We start from the raw sequence: 19,218 nt of genomic DNA, 5'->3' as shown, positions 1-19,218 counted from the left end.
CATCGACACGGCAGGAACGGGGCGGGACATGGCACGGCACGGCGGGCGGGGATGGTACGGCCGGGTGGTCGCGGCGGCGGTCGGGGTGACGGCGGTGGCCGCCGCGACCTCGGTGTGGACCGCGCAGGCCGGTCCTGTGAGCGGACAGCAGGCCGCGGCGAAGCCCGCCGCCCGGAAGGCCGCCCCGGTCGCCGCCGGCATCGTCCACGCCTCCGACGGCGGCGAGCACGCGGTCAACATCACCATCGACGACGGCCCGGACCCGACCTGGACCCCTCAGGTGCTGACGGTGCTGAGGGACAACGGCGTGAAGGCGACCTTCTGCATGGTCGGGCCGCAGGCCGAGGCCCACCCGGACCTGGTCAAGCAGGTGGTGGCGGCCGGGCACCGGCTGTGCGACCACACGGTGTCGCACGACACCACGATGGACAAGAAGCCGCAGTCCTACCAGTCCGAGCAGATCGTCACCGCGGAACGCCAGATCACCAAGGCGTCCGGCGGTGTGCACCCGATGTACTACCGCGCGCCCGGCGGCGCCTTCACCCCCTACAGCCGGCACCTCGCGGCCTCCCACGGCATGCGGCCGCTCGGCTGGAACGTCGACTCCAAGGACTTCGAGCGGCCCGGCGCCGAGGCCATCGTCGCCACCGTCCAGCGGGAACTGCCCAACGGCCCCACCCTGCTCTTCCACGACGCCGGCGGCGACCGCTCGCAGACGGTGGCCGCCCTGCGGACCCTGCTCCCCTGGCTGAAGCAGCAGGGCTACTCCTTCGGGTTTCCGGTGCGCTGACCCAAACGGGGGCGAGCAGGTGGGCGCGCGGGGCGCCGGTGGCGGCCGGCCCGCTGTCAGCCCGGCGTCACCGCGCCGTCAGCGGCCCCTGTCGCTGTTGTGTCTGTGAACGGCGCGGGAGACCGGGCCGGGAACAGGGAGAGGTGCCCGGAGCGGCTGATCGGGGACCATGAGCACGTCTCGAGGTCGGATCCCTTGGGTCCACGCAGGTTCGAATCCTGCCCTCTCCGCCGGAAAACCGCTGGCGACCGCACACGCGGCCTGCTGGGATGGCCGGATGCGGAATGTGGCGTCGACGGCCGTGGACCGGGGCGGGTACCCGGACACGCCGACCCCCTGGGAGCGGGAGGGCTGGCGCAGCGCGGCCCTCGGCTGGGTGGAGGACGGGCTCACGGCTCACGGGCTGCGTGTGTCCGGCGCCCTGCGGGTACGGCTGCGGCCGTGGTCCGTGCTGGTCCGGGTGCCCGTGGCGGACCACGGGGCCGCCACGGGCCGGGGGGCCGTCTGGTTCAAGGCGAACCCGCCGTCCAGTGCCTTCGAGGGCGCTCTCACCGCCGCGCTGGCCCACTGGGCGCCGCGGCACGTGCTGGCCCCGCTGGCGGTCGACGCCGGCCGCGGCTGGTCGCTGCTGCCCGACGGGGGCGCCCTCTTCCGGGACGTGCTCCAGCGGCAGCCCGTCGGGCCGGAGGTCTGGGAGGACCTGCTGCGCCAGTACGCGGGCCTGCAGCGGGAACTGGTCCCCCGGGTACGGGAACTGGAGCGGCTGGGCGTACCGAGTGCCCGCACCGCGGAACTCCCGTATGTCTTCGAGGAGTCGGTGGCCGGCAGCCCTGCGCTGCGGCCGGAGGAACGCGCCCGGCTGACGGCGCTCAGGCCCCGGCTGGAGGACTGGTGCGGCGAACTGGCGGCCCTGGGCGTGCCCGACTCGCTCGACCATGTCGACCTGCACGACGGCCAGTTGTTCAATCCGGCGCCCGGTCGGTTCACCTTCTTCGACTGGGGCGACGCGGCCGTCTCGCACCCGTTCTGCAGTCTTCGGGTCCCGGCCCGCAGGGCCTCGGACCGGTACGGGCCGGACGTGCTGCCGCGGCTGCGCGACGCCTACCTGGAGCCGTGGACGGGAGCCGGCCGCACGGCGGCGGAACTCCGGCGCGCGGTGCGCCTCGCCTGGCGGCTGAGCGCCCTGGGCCGGGCCCGCGCCTGGGGCGGCCTGTTCCCGTCCGCCGCCGCGACCGCTCCCCTGACGGCGCAGAGCGCCCGCTCGCTGCTGGAACTCGCCGAGGAGCCCCCGCTGTAGCCGGGGCGGCCGCCGTGCCGCCCCGGTCAGGGCAGCGGGGTGCCGCCGGTCGCGTTGAGGATCTCGGCCGTGACGAAGCTCGCCTGGTCCGAGGCCAGGTAGACGTAGGCCGGGGCGAGTTCGGCGGGCTGCGCCGGGCGGCCGAGCGGGCTCTGCTTGCCGAACTCGGCCGTGTCGGGCATCGTCGCCGGGATCAGCGGCGTCCACACGGGGCCGGGCGCCACCGCGTTGACCCGGATGCCGCGCTCGGCGACCATCTGGGCCAGGCCCTGTGTGAAGGTGACGATCGCGCCCTTGGTCATGGCGTAGTCGAGCAGGTGCGGGCTCGGCTTGTACGCCTGGACGGAGGTGGTGTTGATGACGCTGCCCCCGGCCGGGATGTGCGGAAGGGCGAACTTGGTGAGCCAGAACATGCCGTAGAGGTTCGTCCGCAGCACCCGGTCGAACTGCTCGGTGCTGATCGCCTCGATGCCGTCCGGCTGGGACATCTGGTAGGCGGCGTTGTTCACCAGGACGTCGATGTGCCCGAACTCGTCGACCGCCCGCCCGATCAGCGCGCGGCAGTTGTCCTCGTCCCTGATGTCGCAGGACACGGCGACCGCCTTGCGGCCCGCGTCCTCGATGAGCCGGGCCGTCTCGCGCGCGTCGTCCGCCTCCTCGGCGAGGTGGGTGAACAGCACGTCGGCGCCCTCGCGGGCGAAGGCCAGGGCCACCGCGCGGCCGATGCCGGAGTCACCGCCTGTGATCACCGTCTTGAAACCGCGGAGGCGGTCGGCGCCCCGGTAGGAGTCCTCGCCGTGGTCCGGCGGCGGGTCCATCGGGCCGGTCCAGCCGGGGTGCGGCTGGTCCTGGGAGGGGAAGTCCGGGCGGGCGTGCCGGGTGGTCGGGTCGGGCTGCGGGCTCTGTTCGGCGGTCACGTCTGGCCTCCGTGGTCTCGGGCTGGCGGGACAGCCGCCCGGGTTCCCCGATCATCCCCGCCGCAAGCCCCCCGCCTGCGAGAACCTTGAACCGCCCGGCCCCGGCCGGGCCCGCCCCCCGGTGCGCTCAGGCCTGGGCGGCCCGGTGCTCGGGGGTGCGCAGCAGCTCCCTGCGGGCGTTGTTGCAGATGCGCAGGAGGTGCTTGGACACCGCGCAGGGCACGGTGTCGGCGTGGCACTGGCGGCACGTCCGCATGTGGTGCTCGTACGTGAGGCGCGCGTTCTCGAAGGCTTCGGACGACATGGACGACATGGACTTCTCCGGACAGAGCACGCCCCTCGGACGTGCGAAGTTGACTGGCGAGTAACACCTGCGGAGAAGATCATCACGTTACTGGCGGTAGTGGAAAATCGCCGTCGCGGGCCGGGGCGGACGCCCGCGTGCGGCGTCCGCCCCGGCCCGCGCAGGTGGGCTAGGGAGTGACGACCTTGCCGCCGAAGGTCACCACCAGGCTGCCGTCCGAGGCGAAGGACCAGCCGAGGGCGCCGGAGTAGGACGCGCACCGGGAGCCGTTGGCGCCGGTCCAGAACTGGTTGGTGCCGTCCGCGTCACCGACCGTCTTGTCGTTGGACCCGCCGCTGGAGAAGCGGCAGGAGGTGTTGCTCCGGAACACCGAAGTGCCCTTGTCGAACGAGAAGTTGCGCTCGGCGTTGTCGATGCCGACGTTGCCCGCGAGCTGCATCGAGCCGGGGTTGCTGTTGTAGGTGAACCCGTGGTGGCCGTTGCGGTAGGCGATGCTGTGCCGGACGACGTGGTCGACCGCGATGTCGTCGCCGCCGAGCTTGTAGCCGTTGCGGTCGCCGTTGGCGTTGACGGTGCCGTCGGAGAGGGTGCCGTTGCCGTAGGACAGGGAGTTCTCGATGGTCACCGGGCCGATGGAGCCGGTGTCGGTCTTGGTGTACAGGTCCCAGCCGTCGTCGATGTTGTGGTGGGAGACGTCGTAGCGGAAGACGTTGCCCGTGCCGACGGTGAGCTTGGCGGCGAAGCCGTCGGCGTCCTCACCGTCGGAGTCGGCGTTGTCGTGCGACTCGGCGGCGACGACGAGGTTGTCGGACGGCCACTGGCTCTTCGGGGTGCTGGAGGCGATCCGCCCGAGCTGCAGTCCCGTGTCCCGGTTGAAGCGGGTCACCGTGCGCTCGACGATGTCGTGGCTGCCGCCCACGTAGATGCCGTTGTCGCCGGCGTGCTGCACGACCAGGCCGTACACGTGCCAGTACGAGGCGTTCAGCTGCAGGCCGCGGTTGGACGGACTCTCGCTCTGCGCCCCGAAGTCGAGCACCGGGGTCTCGCCCGGGTAGGCGCTCAGCGTGGTGCGGGCCCCCGAGGTGCCGTCCGCGCCCTGGGGGACGGTGACCGTCTGCGCGTAGGCGTAGGTTCCGCCGCGCAGGTAGATGGTGCCGCCGGGGGTGACGCGGCTGATCGCGGAGGTCAGGGTGGTCGGGTCGGACTGGCTGCCGGACGCGCTGTCGGCGCCGCCCGGGGAGACGTACAGCACGCTGCCCGAAGAGGGCGGGGTGGTGTCCCCGGTGAGGTCGGCGTCGAGGTAGTCGATGTTGGGCAGTCCGCCGGCGGCGGTCGGGCTGAACCGGACGACGTTGGCGCCGGACCGCACCGGCACGGTCAGCGTCTTCGTCACCCAGGTGCTCCAGGCGCCGGTGCCCTCGAAGGAGACCGCGGTGGCCGCCGACCCGTCGACGGTGGCGGGCCGCGCCGTGGTGGCGCCGTTGGCGAAGCGCACCCTGAGGGTGGCGGTGCCCGCGCTCGCTGCGTTCACCGTGAACTGCGCCGCGGCGCCGGTGGCGTTGGTCCCGTTGCAGAATCCGCTGCCGGAGTAGCCCGTCCAGTCGGAGTCGATGGTGCCGGTGCAGACGGCGGGCGCGGTCTCGGCCTCGTAGCGGGTGGTGGCGGCCTGCGCCGTGGGGCCGGACAGCGCGACGAGCGTGCCGGCGGTCAGGCAGGCGCAGGCGATGGCTGCTCTCAGGTGCATCGGCTTGTCTCCAGGATGGTGGGGGTCGGCTGGGCGGGTGCGGTGCCGTGGAGCCTTCGTGCCGTGGAGCCTTGGAGCCTTGGAGTGCTGGGGTGACGATGCCGCTGGTTCTTCCATGTGAACGCGCCCGCGGTCCGCGCGACAGGCGGACCGCAGGGCACGGTCACGGGCATTACACCCAGGAGAAAGCGGGAAAGCGCTTTCTCCCGAACCGTAGAGATGCTTCCGTGAGCACGTCAACACTCTGGTACTTGTTTTGAGTTCATATACATGGACCCGCATGGACCGGGTCGTCACGCGCCACGCACGGGCGGGAGAGCCGGGCCGCCCTACTCGCCGGGGGCGAGGGCGGCGGCCAGCACCTCGGCCGCACGGCGGATCAGCTCGTTGTCGACGGGCGCGTCCTCGGCGTCCTTGGTGGACAGCACGGTGAGCAGCACGGGCGTCTGCCGGGTCGTCCAGGCGACGCCGATGTCGTTGGCGGTCGCGTAGGACCCGGTGCCGGTCTTGTCCGCGAGGACCCAGCCCGCGGGCAGCCCGGCGCCGAACCGCTGGCCGCTGGTGGTGTTGCCCTTCAGCCAGGTGACGAGCTGCTCGCGGTCGGCGCGGGCCAGGGCCCGCCCGAGGGTCAGCCGCTCGAAGCTCTCCCCGAGGGCTCGCGGTGTGCTGGTGTCCCGCGGGTCGCCGGGGACGGCGGTGTTCAGTTCGGTCTCCCAGCGGTCGAGCCGGCTCACCCGGTCACCGAGCGACCGGAAGAACCGGGTGAGCCCCTGCGGACCGCCGATCTGACGCAGCAGCAGGTTCCCGGCGGTGTTGTCGCTGTACTGGATCGCGGCGGCGCACGCCTCGCCCACCGTCATCCCGGTGGCCAAGTGGTCGTATGAGTACTGCGAGTTGTCGAGGATGTCCCGCGCCGGGTAGTGGATCACCTTGTCCAGGGGCGCGCAGCCGGCCTGGTCGCGCAGCACGGCCGCGGCGGCGAACGCCTTGAACGTCGAGCACATCGCGAACGGCTCCCCCGCGCGGTAGGCCGCGGTCCGGCCGGTGCGCGCGTTGCGGGCGTAGACACCGAGGCGTGCGCCGTAACGCCGCTCCAGATCGCCGAACTCCCTCCCGAGGTCGATGGTTTCGGCGCCCGGGGCCGCCGAGGCGGGGGCGGATGCGAGGGCGGGGGCCACCGCGGCGGCGGCGGTGAGGGCGAGGCCGGTCCTGAACAGGCGGCGGCGCGGCATCGGGTCGGCACTGGTCATGTGCGGAGTCCTCCCAGGTCGTCGGTGATCGGGTGTCGGTCGGTGGATCTTCGACGGGGACAGCGAAACAGCAGGACTCCACTCATGTCCAAGAGTGAACTTTGAAGTTCCCATACCCAATTGATATGACTGCTGGATGGACCTGCTCGCACACCTCGAGGCGTACGTCGCCACCGTGGACGAGACGAGCTTCTCGCGCGCCGCCGACCGGCTCGGGATCGCCCAGCCGCTGCTCAGCCGCCGCATCAAGACGCTGGAGGCCCGCTTCGGCGGTCTGCTGTTCGACCGCTCCCGGCGGCAGGTCGCCACGACCGAACTGGGCATGCTGCTTCTCCCCTACGCGCGGGACGTCCTGGACCGGGCCCAGCGGCTCGACCAGGCCGCCCGGTCGGCCCAGCGGGCCCAGGTCCGGGCGGTGGGGGTGCCCGCCGACTGCGCGCCGGCGGAGCTGGCCCGGGTCATCCGCGCCGGGGCGGAGCGCGGCAGCACGCTCGGCGTGCGCGAACTGCCGCCCCGGGAGCGGGAGGCCCGGCTCGCGGACGGCTCGCTCGCGTTCGCGCTGCTGCGGGTCCCGCCGGAGCACGCCGCGTACCGGGTGCCGCTCGGCCTGGCCTCCGCGCCGCCCCTCGACGCCGGAGGGCCTTCGCACGCCACCCCGCCCCTCGACGCCGGACGGCCGGCGCACACCACCCCGCCCCTCGAAGCCGGACGGCCGGCGCACGCCACCCCGGGCGGCGCCCGGGGTCGCGCGGTCCACCTGGAGGACCTGCGGCCGCGCCGCCTCGGCGCCGCCACCGGCGCGCGGACCGCTCCCCTGCCGATCCTGACCCTGCCGGAGGACGACGTGCCGTACGCGCGCGACAGGCTGGGGCGCGCGGCGGCCCGCTCCGGGCTGCCCGAGCAACTGGTCCGGCCGGCCGGACCGGCGGCCACCGCGCTCGCCGAGACGCTGGCGGGCCGGGCGCTGCTGCTGTGCGACGAGCCGTTCGCGCGGCGGCACGGGGCCGACTGGGCGCCGCTCGCCGACGCCGCGCTGCACCGCGGGTACGAGGTGCGGGGCACCCCGCGTCAGCCAAGCGGCGACGTACCGCAGTGGCTGGCCGCGGCGCTGGCCGCGGCGGCCGGCGCCGGGACCGGTGCGCGCGCCGCGCGGCCGCCCGGGTCCGCGGACGCCGCCTCCCGGCTGGCGGCCCGCGGATGACCGGGGACGCGGCCCACCGGGCGCCCCAGGTCTGCGGCGACGGCCCCCTGCTGGACGTCGCCGATGCGATCGCCCGGGACTGGGCGGCGCTCGGCGTCCGGGGCTCGTTCCTCGCGTGCGACATCGACACCGGCGACCGGCTCGGCTTCGACACCGAGGAGCCCGTCCCCCTCGCGTCCGTGGTGAAGGTGCCGCTCGCCCTGGTCGTGCTGGACCTGATCGCGCGGGGCGGCCTCGACCCGGCCCGGCCGGTGACGGTCGATCCGGCCACCAGCAGCGTCGGCCCGACCGGCATCGCCGCGTTCCGCCACCCCGTCACGGTCGCCGTCGGCGACCTGCTCCTGCTGATGCTCTCGGTGAGCGACAACGCCGCCGCCGACGCGCTGTTCGACCTGGTGCCGGCGGCCGACGTCGACGCCCGGCTGCGCTCGTGGGGCTGCGCCGGCATCCGGGTGCGGCACCGGATGAACCACATGTACGAGTGCGCCGCCGGCGCCGCGGGCAACGACTTCTCCCTGGCGCTGGAACTGGCCGTCCGCGACGAGCGGGCGGGACGGCACACCATCGAGACGCTGGACCCGGCGCACGCCAATCTCGGCACCGCCTCGGCGCTGGTCGGCCTGCTGCGGCGGGTGTGGCGCGACGAGGTGGCGCACCCTACGGCCACGGCCGAGCTCAGACGGCTGATGGGGCATCAGGTCTTCACCCAGCGGCTGGCGAGCGAACTGCGCGCCGACAGTCTGCGGCTGAGCGGGAAGACGGGAACGTTCCTCCACCTGCGGCACGAGATCGGTGTGATCGAGGCGGACCGCGGGACGCGGGTGGCCGTAGCCGCGCTCACCCGGGCGGACCGGCGGGCGGCGCAGGCGCCGGACATCGACCTGGCGATCGGGATCGGCGCACGGCAGGCGTTCGAGGCACTGCGCGGGTGAGGCGCCGGGGGGGCCGGGGCGGGCGGGAAGCGGGCCGCCAGGCCCTGTCTGACCATTCCCGCCGGGCCCGCGACGCCTGGCACCGCACCTCGCCGCGTTGTCGGGCACGCCCAGGTACATCCAGTACGAGGACGACCCTCCGCCTTGCGATGCACGGCACCGGACGCCGCGGGCCGATCCGACGCGAATGGTCAGACAGGCCCTGGGACCGGTCAGCCCCGGCCGCCGCTGTAGTTGCGCCACTCGGGCCCGACGCGCTTCCACTCCTCGTCCCACTCGGCCAGCCGGCGCCGCACCAGCGCGTTGCGGACCAGCCAGCCGCCGGCCCAGACCGTCGTGCCGGCGACCTGGGCGACCAGGGCGCCGGTCAGCACCGTCTGCAGCATGGTCTCGGCCGCGGACGCGGGCTCGGGCACCGCCCGGCCGGCGGGGTCCGTCCACACCGTGACCTGGGAGCCGGCCGGAGCGCCGGGCAGGACCTTCGCCCGGTCCATGTGCACCTTGCCGTCCGGGCCCGTCCAGCGGGCCGTGGCCCAGACCCGGCCGTCGTCGTAGCCGCTGCCGGCGGCCGGGGTCCTCGCGGCGCCGTCGGTGAGGACCGCGGAGACGGCGTGCACGTGGGCCCGCCGCGCGGTCAGCGTCGAGTCCACGGAGTGCGCCGCCGCCCAGCCTCCGAGGGCCGCGCCCAGCAGGGCGAGGGTCCAGGTGACGAGCACGACCCAGGCCTCGACGACGTCGCTGTGCCGGCGCAGCGGGTTGTGCCGCCAGCGCCACAGCCGGTCCCGTTTCACCGCGGTGGGAGGTGTCCGAGTCATCGGCCGCCGCCTCCTCTCGCCTGCCGGCGGCCGCGTGCCGGGACGCGCGGGTCCGCTCGGCGTTCGGAGGATCCGGATCGGGATCCGGATCGCCACCTCACCATCGTGCACCCCGGCCGCCCCGAACGCAGTACCGGGGACGGTCCTCGGCTCCGGGCGCGGGCGGGCCGCCCCCGTGCGGTTCGCGGTTGCGCCCGGCACACGGCGAGGGGCGTCCGGCCCCGGCCCGTGCGGGCCGGGGCCGGACGCCCCTCGGCGGGTCGGTCAGACCAGGTCGAACCGGTCCAGGTTCATGACCTTGTCCCAGGCGGCGACGAAGTCCTTCACGAACTTCTCCTTCGCGTCGTCACCGGCGTAGACCTCGGCGAGCGCGCGCAGCTCGGAGTTCGAGCCGAACACCAGGTCGGCGCGGCTGCCGGCCCACTTCACCTCGCCCGTGGCGGCGTCCCGGCCCTCGAACGTGGTCTGGTCCTCGGTGGTCGCCGACCACGTCGTGCCCAGGTCGAGCAGGTTGACGAAGAAGTCGTTCGTCAGCGAGCCGGGCGTCCTGGTGAAGATGCCGAGCTGCGAGCCCTCGGGGCCCACGCCCAGCACCCGCAGACCGCCGACCAGCACGGTCGTCTCGGGGGCGCTCAGCGTCAGCAGGTTGGCCCGGTCCAGCAGCAGGAACTCGGCCGGCAGGCGGTTGCCCTTGCCGAGGTAGTTGCGGAAGCCGTCGGCGGTCGGCTCCAGCGCCTCGAAGGACTCGGCGTCGGTGTGCTCCTCGCCGGCGTCGACCCGGCCCGGCGTGAAGGGCACCTCGACCTGGAAGCCGCCCTCCTTCGCGGCCTTCTCCACGGCCGCGGCGCCGCCGAGGACGATGAGGTCGGCGAGGGAGACGTGCTTGCCGCCGGCGGAGGCGTTGAACTCCTGCTGGACGCTCTCCAGGGTGCGCAGCACCAGCGCGAGCTGGTCGGGCTGGTTGACCTCCCAGCCGCGCTGCGGCTCCAGGCGGATGCGGGCGCCGTTGGCGCCGCCGCGCTTGTCGCTGCCGCGGAAGGTGGAGGCGGACGCCCAGGCGGTGGTGACGAGCTGGGTGACGGTCAGGCCCGAGTCGAGCAGTTTGGCCTTGAGGGCCGCGATGTCGGCCGCGTCGATCGCCTCGCCCTCGCGCTCCGGCAGCGGGTCCTGCCACAGCAGGGTCTCCTCGGGAACCTCCGGGCCGAGGTAGAGGGACTTCGGGCCCATGTCGCGGTGGGTCAGCTTGTACCAGGCGCGGGCGAAGGCGTCCGCGAACTCCTGCGGGTTCTCGTGGAAGCGGCGGGAGATCGGCTCGTAGATCGGGTCGAAGCGCAGCGCCAGGTCGGTGGTGAGCATCGACGGGGCGATCTTCTTCGAGGAGTCGTGGGCGTGCGGGACGGTGCCCTCGCCCGCGCCGTCCTTCGGCTTCCACTGCTTGGCGCCGGCCGGGGACTCGGTCAGCTCCCACTCGTAGCCGAAGAGGTTGTCGAAGAAGCCGTTGCTCCACCGGGTGGGCGTGGAGGTCCAGGTGACCTCCAGGCCGGAGGTGATGGCGTCGGCGCCCTTGCCGGTGCCGTAGCTGCTGCGCCAGCCCAGGCCCTGCTCCTCGAGGCCGGCGGCCTCCGGGTCGGGGCCGACGTGGTCGGCGGGGCCGGCGCCGTGGGTCTTGCCGAAGGTGTGGCCGCCGGCGATCAGGGCGACGGTCTCCTCGTCGTTCATCGCCATGCGGCGGAACGTCTCACGGATGTCACGGGCCGCGGCGATCGGGTCCGGGTTGCCGTTGGGGCCCTCCGGATTGACGTAGATCAGGCCCATCTGGACGGCGCCGAGCGGGTTCTCCAGCTCGCGGTCGCCGGTGTAGCGCTTGTCGTCGAGCCAGGTGGTCTCCGGACCCCAGTAGACGTCCTCCTCCGGCTCCCACACGTCCTCGCGGCCGCCGGCGAAGCCGAAGGTCTCGAAGCCCATGGACTCCAGCGCGACGTTGCCGGACAGGACCAGCAGGTCGGCCCAGGACAGGCTCTGGCCGTACTTCTTCTTCACCGGCCACAGCAGGCGGCGGGCCTTGTCCAGGTTGGCGTTGTCCGGCCAGCTGTTCAGCGGCGCGAAGCGCTGCTGGCCGGCGCCGGCGCCGCCGCGGCCGTCGCTGATGCGGTAGGTGCCCGCGCTGTGCCAGGCCATCCGGATGATGAAGGGGCCGTAGTGGCCGAAGTCCGCCGGCCACCAGTCCTGGGAGGTGGTGAGCACCGCCAGGATGTCCTGCTTCACGGCCGGAAGGTCGAGGGACTTGAACGCCTCGGCGTAGTCGAAGTCAGCGCCCAGCGGGTTGGCGACCGCCGGGTTCTTGGCAAGGATCTTCAGGTTGAGCCGCTCCGGCCACCACTGACGGTTGCCACCACCCTGGGTCGGGTGCAGGGCTCGCCCGTGCGCGACGGGGCAGCCGCCGCTCGGCTCCTCCGACTTCGCGTCAGTGACGATCGCGTCGTGGTTCTCAGTCATGGCAATCCTTCCGAACGGAACGGAACTCTGTGCTCAGCAACTCTGGAACTCGGGAACTCAGGAAATGCGGCCGGTGGAACAGCCGGGGCAGGTGCCCCAGTAGACGACCTCGGCCTCGTCGATCGAGAAGCCGCGGTCGTCGGACGCGGTCAGGCAGGGCGCCTCGCCCACCGCGCAGTCGACGTCGGCGAGCGCACCGCACGACCGGCACACGATGTGGTGGTGGTTGTCGCCGACACGTCCTTCGAACCGGGCGGGGCTGCCGGCCGGTTCGATCCGCCGTATGAGGCCCGCCGCGGTCAGCGCGTGCAGTGCCTCGTAGACGGCTTGCAGCGAAATGTGGCCCACACGGTCGCGGACCCCGGAAGCGATCGCCTCGACCCCGAGGTGGTCACCCGCACGGACTGTCTCCAGCAGCGCGACGCGGGCCGCCGTCACGCGCAGGCCGGACCCGCGCAGTTCCTCGGCGGTGCTCGGAGTACCGGATGCGGTCATGGGCCGAACCTACCCCTGTAAACACGAAGGGTTCAATAAAACGAAGGATGCAATTCTGGCCTCGCGCCGACACCCGTTGTTCGCCCGTGCGTGGCCAGGACCGGCATCGCCTCGGGCGCCGGGTGAACGCATCATGTGGCCGCACGGTCCACCCGGACGGGGCACCGGGCCGACGGGTCCTCCGGACGGGTGAGCGCGAAAGCCGGCGGGCCGGATCACCGCGTCGCGGCGTACCCGGCCGGAGCGCCCCCGCCGCCCCGCTCCGCTCCCGAGGCCCCGCGCACGAGGACCGGGACGCCCGGGAGCGGGGCTTTTCACTCGGAGGGAGGCGCGGGTGCGGCCGGCCGCGGCACATGGCGGACCCGGCCGCTCGGCAGCGGTGTGATGTTCGCGACGTGAGGTGATAGCGAAGGGGCGACCGGGCAACGTTCCCCTTTATGCCCCACGCAACCCTCCCGCGGCAGGTGATGTGATGACCACGGCGACGACCCGGACGACCCGGACGCCGCCCGCACGGACCGGCGACGACAGGGCGGGCTCCGCCCCGCCGGCCGCCGCCCCCGCCCTGCCGTCCCTGACCGGGCTGCGCTGGGTCGCGGCGCTGCTGGTCTTCGGACTGCACGTGAACAACTTCGGCTACTTCGGGGGCGAGCCCGGCCGTCTCGTGCTGTGGGGATTCGGGGCGGGCGCCACGGGCGTGTCCTTCTTCTTCGTGCTGTCCGGTTTCGTGCTGACGTGGTCCGCCCGCCCCCACGACCGCGCGCCGGCCTTCTGGCGGCGGCGGATCGCCCGTGTCTACCCGGTGCACCTCGTCACCCTGGGCCTCGCCCTGCTCATGGCCTACGCGCTGCCCCGCCAGCCGAGACCGACCTCCGGGCAGGCGCTGTCCAACCTGCTGCTGGTGCACTCGTGGTGGCGTCCGTGGTGGCAGACGCTGAACCCGGTGAGCTGGTCGCTGGCCTGCGAGGCGTTCTTCTACGCCGCCTTCCCGCTGCTGTTCCTGCTGCTGCGCCGGCTGGGCCCCCGCGGCGCCACCGCGCTGGGCGTGCTGTCGGTGGCGGCCGTGCTGGTCCTGGCCCGGGCGGACGCCCACCACTGGACGGAGCAGGCCCTGTACTCGATGCCCGCGGCCCGGCTCCCGGAGTTCGTCCTCGGCGCCGTCACGGCCCGGCTGGTGCAGCTCGGCCGGTGGCGCGGGCCCGGGCTGGAGGCCTCGCTGGCCCTGGCCGTCATCGGCTACTTCCTGGTGCCGCAGGTGACGCCCGGTTACTCCGCCACCGTCTGCACCATCGCGGGGTTCGCGCTGCTCATCCCGGCCGCGGCCGTCGCGGACCTGCGCGGGCTGCCGTCGCTGTGGCGGCGCCGGCGGCTGGTGCGGCTCGGGGAACTGTCGTTCGCCTTCTACATGATCCACCTGCTGGTCCTGCGCGCGGGCACCCAACTGCTCGGCAACAAGCCCCACTTCGGCCTGCTCGCCGGCCTGGGGGTGACGGCGGTCGCCTTCACCGTGTCGTTGGCGCTGGCCTGGGTGCTGTACGAGGCGGTGGAGCGGCCCGCGAGGCGCCTGCTGCTGCGCCGCCGGGGTGCGGGCCGCCCGTCGCGGGAGCGGCCCGAGCCGGTCCCCGGCGCCCGGGAGACCGCGGCGCCGGCACGGGACTGACGGCGGGTCGCACACTCCCCCCGCTCCCCCGCACACCGCCGCTCGCGGCGGCCCGCGCCGCCCGCCCGGTCGTCCGTGCGCCGGTTCGCATGCATAGCCGGGCGGCAAGAAGGAACCCGGTCCTCGTACAGCCGACGAGAACGAGAGGTGTTCCTGTATGTCGCAGGTCGAGGAATCCGTGCGGGTCGGCGTCCCGGTGCGCACCGCCTACAACCAGTGGACCCAGTTCGAGACGTTCCCGGAGTTCATGGAGGGGGTGGAGCGCATCGAGCAGCGCAGCGACACCCTCACCCACTGGGTGACCAACGTCGCTGGGGTACGCCGGGAGTTCGACGCGGCGATCACCGAGCAGCAGCCCGACGAACGGGTCGCCTGGACCACCGTGGACGGCGAGGCGAAGCAGGCCGGCGTCGTCACGTTCCACCGCATCGACGACTCCACCACCAAGGTCATGCTGCAGCTCGAGTTCGAGCCGGAGGGCGTGGCCGAGAAGATGGGTGACAAGCTCGGCGTCGTCAAGCGGCGGGTCTCCGGGGACCTGCACCGGTTCAAGGAGTTCATCGAGCAGCGCGGCGGCCTGGAGACGGGCGCGTGGCGCGGCGAGGTGGGCGGCCCGGGCGGCGGCGGGACGTACTGATCCGTCGCACGCGCGAGTGACGTGCCTAACAGTGAGGAGAGGTCTCCCTGATCCCGGGTAGACGGCCCTCCGACACCGGCCCGGCGGCTTCGGCCGCCGGGCCGTCCGGGGTTGTGCCGTCGGCGGCGCGGACCCTGGCCGTCCGGCGCACGCGGGCCATCGGCCCGGCACCGGCCGGACGGGGCGGAACCGGGCTGTGCGGAAGGGAGAGGATGTACGTGCCGGAGCAGGATGCGGCCGAGTCGGCGTCTCGTGTGGTGAGCGCCTTTCTGGAGCGGCGCCAGGAGCAGATCGCACAGCGCTGGGCGGACGTCGCCTTGTTCCGCTCGGTGTTCACCGTCTCCCGTGACGAGGCGGTCGAGGCGTGCAAGGCCGTGCTGGACGCGCTGTCCGACGTGGCGATGAGCGGCCGCCCCGAGGACATCGACGCCCCCGGCTTCGGCACGGTGCGCGAGCAGCTGGGCCGGATGGCCGCCACCCGCGCCCGCACCGGGTCGAGCCCGGCGCAGATCTCCGGCGAGGTGGCCTCCCTGCGCGCTCCGGCGGTCGAGCTGCTGCGCGGGGAGTTCCCGGACCCGGCCGGTCCCGAGGCCCAGGAAGCGGTGCTCGCCCTGACCCTGATCATGGGTACCCTTCGTCTGGTGGTGATGGAGACGGCGCTGCACGCGGGTGAGGACCTGATCCACCGGCAGCGCCAGCAGCTCCTCGAAGTGGCCACGCCGGTGATCCAGCTCTGGGAGGGCACCGTCGCCGTGCCGCTGATCGGCACCCTGGACAGCGCGCGCAGCCAGGTGGTCATGGAGTCGCTGCTGGAGGCGATCGTCGAGGAACGGGCCAGGTACGCGATCCTGGACATCACCGGTGTGCCCACGGTCGACTCGCTGGTCGCGCAGCACCTGATGAAGACGGTGGCCGCCGCCCGGCTGATGGGGGCGGAGTGCATCGTCTCCGGCATCCGGCCGGCCATCGCGCAGACGATCGTGCAGCTCGGCATCGACCTCGGGTCGGTGATCACCCGCGCCTCGCTGGCCGACGCGCTCGCCTACGCGCTCGGCCGGCAGGGCATCGAGGTCTCCGCCCGTGCCGACGCCGCGGCGGCCGCGCGGTGAGCCGGCCCCTTCCCGCTCAGACCCAGGTGCCCGTGCTGGCGCTCGGCGACATACTGCTCGTCTCGTTGCAGGGCGAGTTGCACGACGGCCTGGCGGAGCAGCTCCAGCACGACATCTCCAGCCGCATCGCCGCCGGCAGGGTGACGGGCGTGGTGCTCGACATCTCCGGCGTCGACATCGTGGACTCCTTCCTCGGCCGGGTGCTCGCGGAGATCGCCTCGACGGCCCGGCTGCTCGCGGCCCGCACGGTGCTGGCGGGCATGCGGCCGGCGGTGGCGATCACCCTGGTCGAACTGGGGCTCACGCTGCCCGGTCTGATCACGGCCCTCGACGTCGACCGCGCCCTGGAACTGCTCTCGCCGGAGGAGGAATGATGCCGGCGTCGCCCGGCCAGGTCTGCGCGACCCGCCTGCCCATCGGCTCGGACGGCGACCTGGCCTACGTCCGGCAGCAGGTGCGGCAGTACGCGGCGCAGCTCGGCTTCGGCCTGGTGCAGCAGACCAAGCTGGTGACCGCGGCCAGTGAGCTGGCCCGCAACACGCTGGTGCACGGCGGCGGCGGCCGGGCGGAGATCACCCCGCTGGAGTGCGGCGGCGTCCGCGGGCTGCGGATGTGCTTCGCCGACGAGGGCCCGGGCATCCGGGACCTGGAGCTGGCGATGACGGACGGCTACACCTCCGGCGGCGGACTGGGTCTGGGGCTGAGCGGCGCCAAACGGCTCGTCCAGGAGTTCGACGTGGACACCGCGCCCGGCCGGGGCACCACGGTCACGGCTGTCGCGTGGGTCGGTCCGGTGCCGCCGTCCAGGACGGGGGTCCGATGAGCCGGGTGTGGGAGATCCCGGTGCACGACTCGACACGGGTGCGGGACGTCCGGGTCGCGGCCGAGGCCGCGAGCTCCGCCGCGGGCCTCGGTCAGGAGCGCACCGCGGCGGCCGCGCTGGTCGCCACCGAGCTGGCCACCAACCTGATCAAGCACGCCGGCGGCGGCCGCATGGTGCTGAACCTGGTGACCGGGCCGGCCGACGGCGCGCCGTCGGTGCAACTGTGCTCGCTCGACCAGGGGCCGGGCATCGCCGACGTCGGCACGGCCCTGCGGGACGGCTTCAGCACCGCCGACGGCTCCCTCGGCGCGGGCCTGGGCAGTTGCCGCCGGCTCGCGAACGCCTTCCACCTGCACACCGCCCGGGGCCGCGGCACGGTGACGTCGGCGCGTGTCGACCCGGAGGCCGCCCGCACCGGCGCGCCCGCGCACGAGACGCCGGTGGGCGGGATCACCGTCGCGCTCGACCAGGCGGAGCACTCGGGGGACGGCTGGGGCTGGACACGCTCCGGTTCCCTGCTGACGCTGCTGCTGGCCGACGGTCTCGGCCACGGCGCCAAAGCGGCGCACGCCTCCACCGCCGCGGTCGAGGAGCTGCGCGGGAGCGCGCAGCTGCCTCCGGTGGAGACGCTGAAGCGGCTGCACGCCGCGCTGCGGCGCACCCGGGGCGCGGCCGTCGCGGTGGCACAGGTGGACACCGAACGCCGTGAGCTGCGTTTCGCCGGGGTGGGCAACGTCGGCGCCCGGCTGCGCACGGGTGGTGTCTGGACCTCCCTGGTCTCCCATCCGGGCATCGTCGGGGCGTACTTCCCGGCGCGGGTGCCGCTGCGGAGGGTGCCCTGGGACGCGGAGAGCCTGCTCGTCATGCACAGCGACGGGCTGCCGAGCCGCTGGTCGCCGCCCGATGACCCCGGTCTGCTCGCCCGTGACCCGTCGGTGCTGGCCGCGACGATCCTGCGCGACGCGAGCAGCCCCGCCCGCCCCGTACGCGACGACACCAGTGTGGCCGTAATGGCCCCCGACCGCCGGACCAGCTCCCATGACGCCCGCCCGTGACCTCTGGACCATCGCCTCGACCGCCGACGCCGCCCGCGCCCGGGCCGTGCTCGCGCGGCTCACGGCCGACGCCGGCCTGCCCGCGCTCGACCGCGCCCGGTTCCTGACCGCGTTCACCGCGCGGCTGCGCCGCTGTCTGGGCGAGGGCGGCGCCGAGGTCGCCGTCCGCGCCGACGCCGACGGGCAGTTGCACGTCGCGGTACGGCAGCCGGGCCGGCCCGGGGCCTGGCGGCACGCCCTGAGCTGCCCCCGCCCGGTCACGTCACCGCTGCCCTCGCCCGCCGGACTGGACGGCGCCGCGCTCGCGGAGGCCCTGCTGGACGCCGACGCCGACGCGGACGCCGTGCTGGAGAGCCTCGCGGAGACGGAGGAGCTGGTCGGCTTCCACCGCGAGGAGCTGCACCAGACCAACCAGGGGGTGCTGGCGCTGCACGCCGAGCTGGAGGCGGCCGCGCTGGCGCAGCACGAACTGCTGGACGCCGAGCGGGCGGCACGCGCCGCGGCCGAGAACGCCCGGCGGCTGCTGACCTTCCTGGCGAACGCGAGCGCCGCCCTGAACGCCTCCCTCGAACACGACGACATCCTGCGCAGGCTGCCCGATCTGCTCGTCCCGGAGTACGCCTCCGACGTCGACATCTGGCTCGCCGACGAGGAGCGCACCCCGTCGGGCGACCGCGCGGCCCTCACCGCGGCCCGCACCGGCCGTCCGCAGCACGCGGCGCGGCACCCCGGCGAGCTGCCCGGCGTCGAGGACCAGCCGCCCTCCCCCCTCTCCCCCGACCGGCCGCTGCTGTGCATCCCGCTCGGCGCTCGCACGGTCCAGGGCGTGCTGACGCTGACCGCGCCGGGCGAACGGTTCGACCCGGACGCCACCGTGATGCTGCTGGAGCTGGGCCGGCGGGCGGGCATCGCCCTGGACAACGCCCGCCAGTACGAGCAGCACCGGGACGTCGCCGAGGCGCTGCAGCGCGCCCAGCTCACCGAACTGCCCGAGGTGCCGGGGGTGTCGCTCGCCGCGCGCTACCTGCCCGCGACCCGCGGCCTGAACATCGGCGGGGACTGGTACGACGCCTTCCGGCAGCCCGACGGCAGTGTGCTCGCGGTGATAGGCGACGTCACGGGGCACGGACTGCGCGCGGCGGTGATCATGGGTCAACTGCGCACCGCGCTGCGGGCGTACGCCGTCGAGGGCAACGGTCCGGGCCGCATCCTCACGCTGCTGCACCGGATGCTCCGCCACCAGCAGCCGGAGCTCTACGCGACCTGTGCCGTCGCCCGTTTCACCCCGGGCGACCCGACCGTGGTGTGGGCGGCGGCCGGGCACCCGCCGGCCATCACGCGTGACCCCGGCGGCCGGGTGCGCGTCCTCGACCTCAAGCCGGGGATCATGCTGGGCGTGCCGCTGGCGTACGAGTACGCGGAGCACACCGTGCGGCTGCCGCCCGGGTCGACGCTGGCCCTGTACACGGACGGCCTGGTGGAGCGGCGGGCGGCCGGGATCGACGCGGGCATCGAGCGGCTGGGCCGGGCCCTGGAGGCGCTGAGCGCTGCGGAGCTGGAGGACCTGGACGCGGCGGCCGAGTCGCTGCTGAAGCCGATGCTGCACGACTCCGAGCACGACGACGACGTCTGCCTGCTGCTCTGCCGCACCTCGCCGGCCTGAACAGCGGTGCGCCGGCCCCCTGTTGCCAGG

Annotated in this window: 18 protein-coding genes and 1 pseudogene; 12 read left to right on the top strand and 7 right to left on the bottom strand. The window is 73.9% G+C overall.

What is annotated here, in order from left to right; translation table 11 throughout:
* The first annotated feature begins 28 nt into the window (after positions 1–28).
* The 3 genes and pseudogenes from TNCT1_RS18725 to TNCT1_RS18720 all read left to right on the top strand — a co-directional run bounded on the left by TNCT1_RS18725 (position 29) and on the right by TNCT1_RS18720 (position 2,087).
* Complete coding sequence (locus TNCT1_RS18725; protein ID WP_174266347.1) at positions 29–790, top strand: polysaccharide deacetylase family protein; 762 nt, start codon at positions 29–31, stop codon at positions 788–790.
* 137 nt (positions 791–927) lie between these two features.
* A pseudogene (locus TNCT1_RS35575) lies at positions 928–1,020 on the top strand.
* 47 nt (positions 1,021–1,067) lie between these two features.
* Positions 1,068–2,087 (top strand): phosphotransferase, encoded by a 1,020-nt coding sequence (locus tag TNCT1_RS18720; RefSeq protein ID WP_143633516.1) that lies wholly within the window; start codon positions 1,068–1,070, stop codon positions 2,085–2,087.
* A 26-nt stretch (positions 2,088–2,113) separates the two neighbouring features.
* On the opposite strand, the gene TNCT1_RS18715 is transcribed toward TNCT1_RS18720, so the two are convergent.
* From TNCT1_RS18715 to bla, 4 genes are all read right to left on the bottom strand, one after another.
* Positions 2,114–3,004, bottom strand: coding sequence for an SDR family oxidoreductase (locus tag TNCT1_RS18715; protein ID WP_143633514.1), 891 nt, complete (start codon positions 3,002–3,004; stop codon positions 2,114–2,116).
* A 127-nt stretch (positions 3,005–3,131) separates the two neighbouring features.
* Positions 3,132–3,308 (bottom strand): hypothetical protein, encoded by a 177-nt coding sequence (locus TNCT1_RS18710; RefSeq protein ID WP_308789286.1) that lies wholly within the window; start codon positions 3,306–3,308, stop codon positions 3,132–3,134.
* A 169-nt stretch (positions 3,309–3,477) separates the two neighbouring features.
* Positions 3,478–5,052, bottom strand: a complete 1,575-nt coding sequence (locus TNCT1_RS18705) for a carbohydrate-binding protein (RefSeq protein WP_143633510.1) — start codon at positions 5,050–5,052, stop codon at positions 3,478–3,480.
* Positions 5,053–5,381: 329 nt separating this feature from the next.
* Entirely contained in the window at positions 5,382–6,302 is a 921-nt protein-coding gene (bla, locus tag TNCT1_RS18700) for a class A beta-lactamase (RefSeq protein WP_143633508.1), read from the bottom strand.
* A 136-nt stretch (positions 6,303–6,438) separates the two neighbouring features.
* Here bla and TNCT1_RS18695 point away from each other — a divergent pair, with 136 nt between their 5' ends.
* The gene (locus TNCT1_RS18695) at positions 6,439–7,503 is read left to right on the top strand and encodes a LysR family transcriptional regulator (RefSeq protein WP_143633506.1); all 1,065 of its coding nucleotides are present in this window, start codon (positions 6,439–6,441) and stop codon (positions 7,501–7,503) included.
* Positions 7,500–8,435, top strand: coding sequence for a serine hydrolase (locus tag TNCT1_RS18690; protein WP_143633503.1), 936 nt, complete (start codon positions 7,500–7,502; stop codon positions 8,433–8,435). The genes TNCT1_RS18695 and TNCT1_RS18690 overlap by 4 nt, the downstream gene beginning before the upstream one ends.
* 212 nt (positions 8,436–8,647) lie before the next feature.
* Here the strand turns inward: TNCT1_RS18690 and TNCT1_RS18685 are convergent, their stop codons facing one another.
* From TNCT1_RS18685 to TNCT1_RS18675, 3 genes are all read right to left on the bottom strand, one after another.
* Positions 8,648–9,250 (bottom strand): hypothetical protein, encoded by a 603-nt coding sequence (locus tag TNCT1_RS18685; protein ID WP_143633501.1) that lies wholly within the window; start codon positions 9,248–9,250, stop codon positions 8,648–8,650.
* A gap of 264 nt (positions 9,251–9,514) precedes the next feature.
* Positions 9,515–11,746: a catalase/peroxidase HPI gene (gene katG, locus TNCT1_RS18680; RefSeq protein ID WP_143633499.1), complete on the bottom strand. Its 2,232-nt coding sequence runs from the start codon at positions 11,744–11,746 to the stop codon at positions 9,515–9,517.
* Positions 11,747–11,803: 57 nt separating this feature from the next.
* Positions 11,804–12,241, bottom strand: coding sequence for a Fur family transcriptional regulator (locus tag TNCT1_RS18675; protein WP_143633497.1), 438 nt, complete (start codon positions 12,239–12,241; stop codon positions 11,804–11,806).
* Positions 12,242–12,713: 472 nt separating this feature from the next.
* On the opposite strand from TNCT1_RS18675, the gene TNCT1_RS18670 reads away from it, so the two are divergent.
* From TNCT1_RS18670 to TNCT1_RS18640, 7 genes are all read left to right on the top strand, one after another.
* Entirely contained in the window at positions 12,714–13,901 is a 1,188-nt protein-coding gene (locus TNCT1_RS18670) for an acyltransferase (RefSeq protein ID WP_143633495.1), read from the top strand.
* Between the two features lie 157 nt (positions 13,902–14,058).
* A complete protein-coding gene (locus TNCT1_RS18665) occupies positions 14,059–14,538 on the top strand; it encodes an SRPBCC family protein (protein WP_143633493.1) in 480 nt (159 codons plus the stop codon).
* A 212-nt stretch (positions 14,539–14,750) separates the two neighbouring features.
* Positions 14,751–15,647, top strand: coding sequence for an STAS domain-containing protein (locus TNCT1_RS18660; protein WP_143633491.1), 897 nt, complete (start codon positions 14,751–14,753; stop codon positions 15,645–15,647).
* On the top strand, positions 15,644–16,021 hold the full coding sequence (locus TNCT1_RS18655; protein WP_143633489.1) for an STAS domain-containing protein: 378 nt from the start codon (positions 15,644–15,646) through the stop codon (positions 16,019–16,021). Before TNCT1_RS18660 ends, TNCT1_RS18655 begins: the two co-directional genes overlap by 4 nt.
* Positions 16,021–16,470 carry an anti-sigma regulatory factor gene (locus TNCT1_RS18650; RefSeq protein WP_143633487.1) on the top strand — a complete coding sequence of 150 codons (450 nt, stop codon included), beginning with the start codon at positions 16,021–16,023 and terminating at the stop codon, positions 16,468–16,470. The genes TNCT1_RS18655 and TNCT1_RS18650 overlap by 1 nt, the downstream gene beginning before the upstream one ends.
* Complete coding sequence (locus tag TNCT1_RS18645; RefSeq protein ID WP_174266346.1) at positions 16,467–17,525, top strand: ATP-binding SpoIIE family protein phosphatase; 1,059 nt, start codon at positions 16,467–16,469, stop codon at positions 17,523–17,525. The genes TNCT1_RS18650 and TNCT1_RS18645 overlap by 4 nt, the downstream gene beginning before the upstream one ends.
* A complete protein-coding gene (locus TNCT1_RS18640) occupies positions 17,509–19,188 on the top strand; it encodes a PP2C family protein-serine/threonine phosphatase (RefSeq protein WP_143633485.1) in 1,680 nt (559 codons plus the stop codon). Before TNCT1_RS18645 ends, TNCT1_RS18640 begins: the two co-directional genes overlap by 17 nt.
* The last annotated feature ends 30 nt before the right edge of the window (positions 19,189–19,218 follow it).

It is taken from the genome of Streptomyces sp. 1-11 (genome assembly GCF_007176755.1).
In the GTDB taxonomy this organism is placed as follows: domain Bacteria; phylum Actinomycetota; class Actinomycetes; order Streptomycetales; family Streptomycetaceae; genus Streptomyces.
The sequence above is the reverse complement of the archived record's forward strand: the minus strand, read 5'-3'. Positions and strand labels throughout refer to the sequence as shown.

Bases quoted from the DNA above. Each gene is read 5' to 3' on its own strand.
- TNCT1_RS18685 (WP_143633501.1), bottom strand. From the start codon at position 9,250: ATGACTCGGACACCTCCCACCGCGGTGAAACGGGACCGGCTGTGGCGC.
- TNCT1_RS18670 (WP_143633495.1), top strand. From the start codon at position 12,714: ATGACCACGGCGACGACCCGGACGACCCGGACGCCGCCCGCACGGACC.
- TNCT1_RS18665 (WP_143633493.1), top strand. From the start codon at position 14,059: ATGTCGCAGGTCGAGGAATCCGTGCGGGTCGGCGTCCCGGTGCGCACC.
- bla (WP_143633508.1), bottom strand. From the start codon at position 6,302: ATGACCAGTGCCGACCCGATGCCGCGCCGCCGCCTGTTCAGGACCGGC.
- TNCT1_RS18695 (WP_143633506.1), top strand. From the start codon at position 6,439: ATGGACCTGCTCGCACACCTCGAGGCGTACGTCGCCACCGTGGACGAG.
- TNCT1_RS18650 (WP_143633487.1), top strand. From the start codon at position 16,021: ATGCCGGCGTCGCCCGGCCAGGTCTGCGCGACCCGCCTGCCCATCGGC.
- TNCT1_RS18645 (WP_174266346.1), top strand. From the start codon at position 16,467: ATGAGCCGGGTGTGGGAGATCCCGGTGCACGACTCGACACGGGTGCGG.
- TNCT1_RS18710 (WP_308789286.1), bottom strand. From the start codon at position 3,308: ATGTCGTCCGAAGCCTTCGAGAACGCGCGCCTCACGTACGAGCACCAC.
- TNCT1_RS18660 (WP_143633491.1), top strand. From the start codon at position 14,751: ATGTACGTGCCGGAGCAGGATGCGGCCGAGTCGGCGTCTCGTGTGGTG.
- TNCT1_RS18725 (WP_174266347.1), top strand. From the start codon at position 29: ATGGCACGGCACGGCGGGCGGGGATGGTACGGCCGGGTGGTCGCGGCG.
- TNCT1_RS18640 (WP_143633485.1), top strand. From the start codon at position 17,509: ATGACGCCCGCCCGTGACCTCTGGACCATCGCCTCGACCGCCGACGCC.
- TNCT1_RS18690 (WP_143633503.1), top strand. From the start codon at position 7,500: ATGACCGGGGACGCGGCCCACCGGGCGCCCCAGGTCTGCGGCGACGGC.
- TNCT1_RS18720 (WP_143633516.1), top strand. From the start codon at position 1,068: ATGCGGAATGTGGCGTCGACGGCCGTGGACCGGGGCGGGTACCCGGAC.
- katG (WP_143633499.1), bottom strand. From the start codon at position 11,746: ATGACTGAGAACCACGACGCGATCGTCACTGACGCGAAGTCGGAGGAG.
- TNCT1_RS18675 (WP_143633497.1), bottom strand. From the start codon at position 12,241: ATGACCGCATCCGGTACTCCGAGCACCGCCGAGGAACTGCGCGGGTCC.
- TNCT1_RS18705 (WP_143633510.1), bottom strand. From the start codon at position 5,052: ATGCACCTGAGAGCAGCCATCGCCTGCGCCTGCCTGACCGCCGGCACG.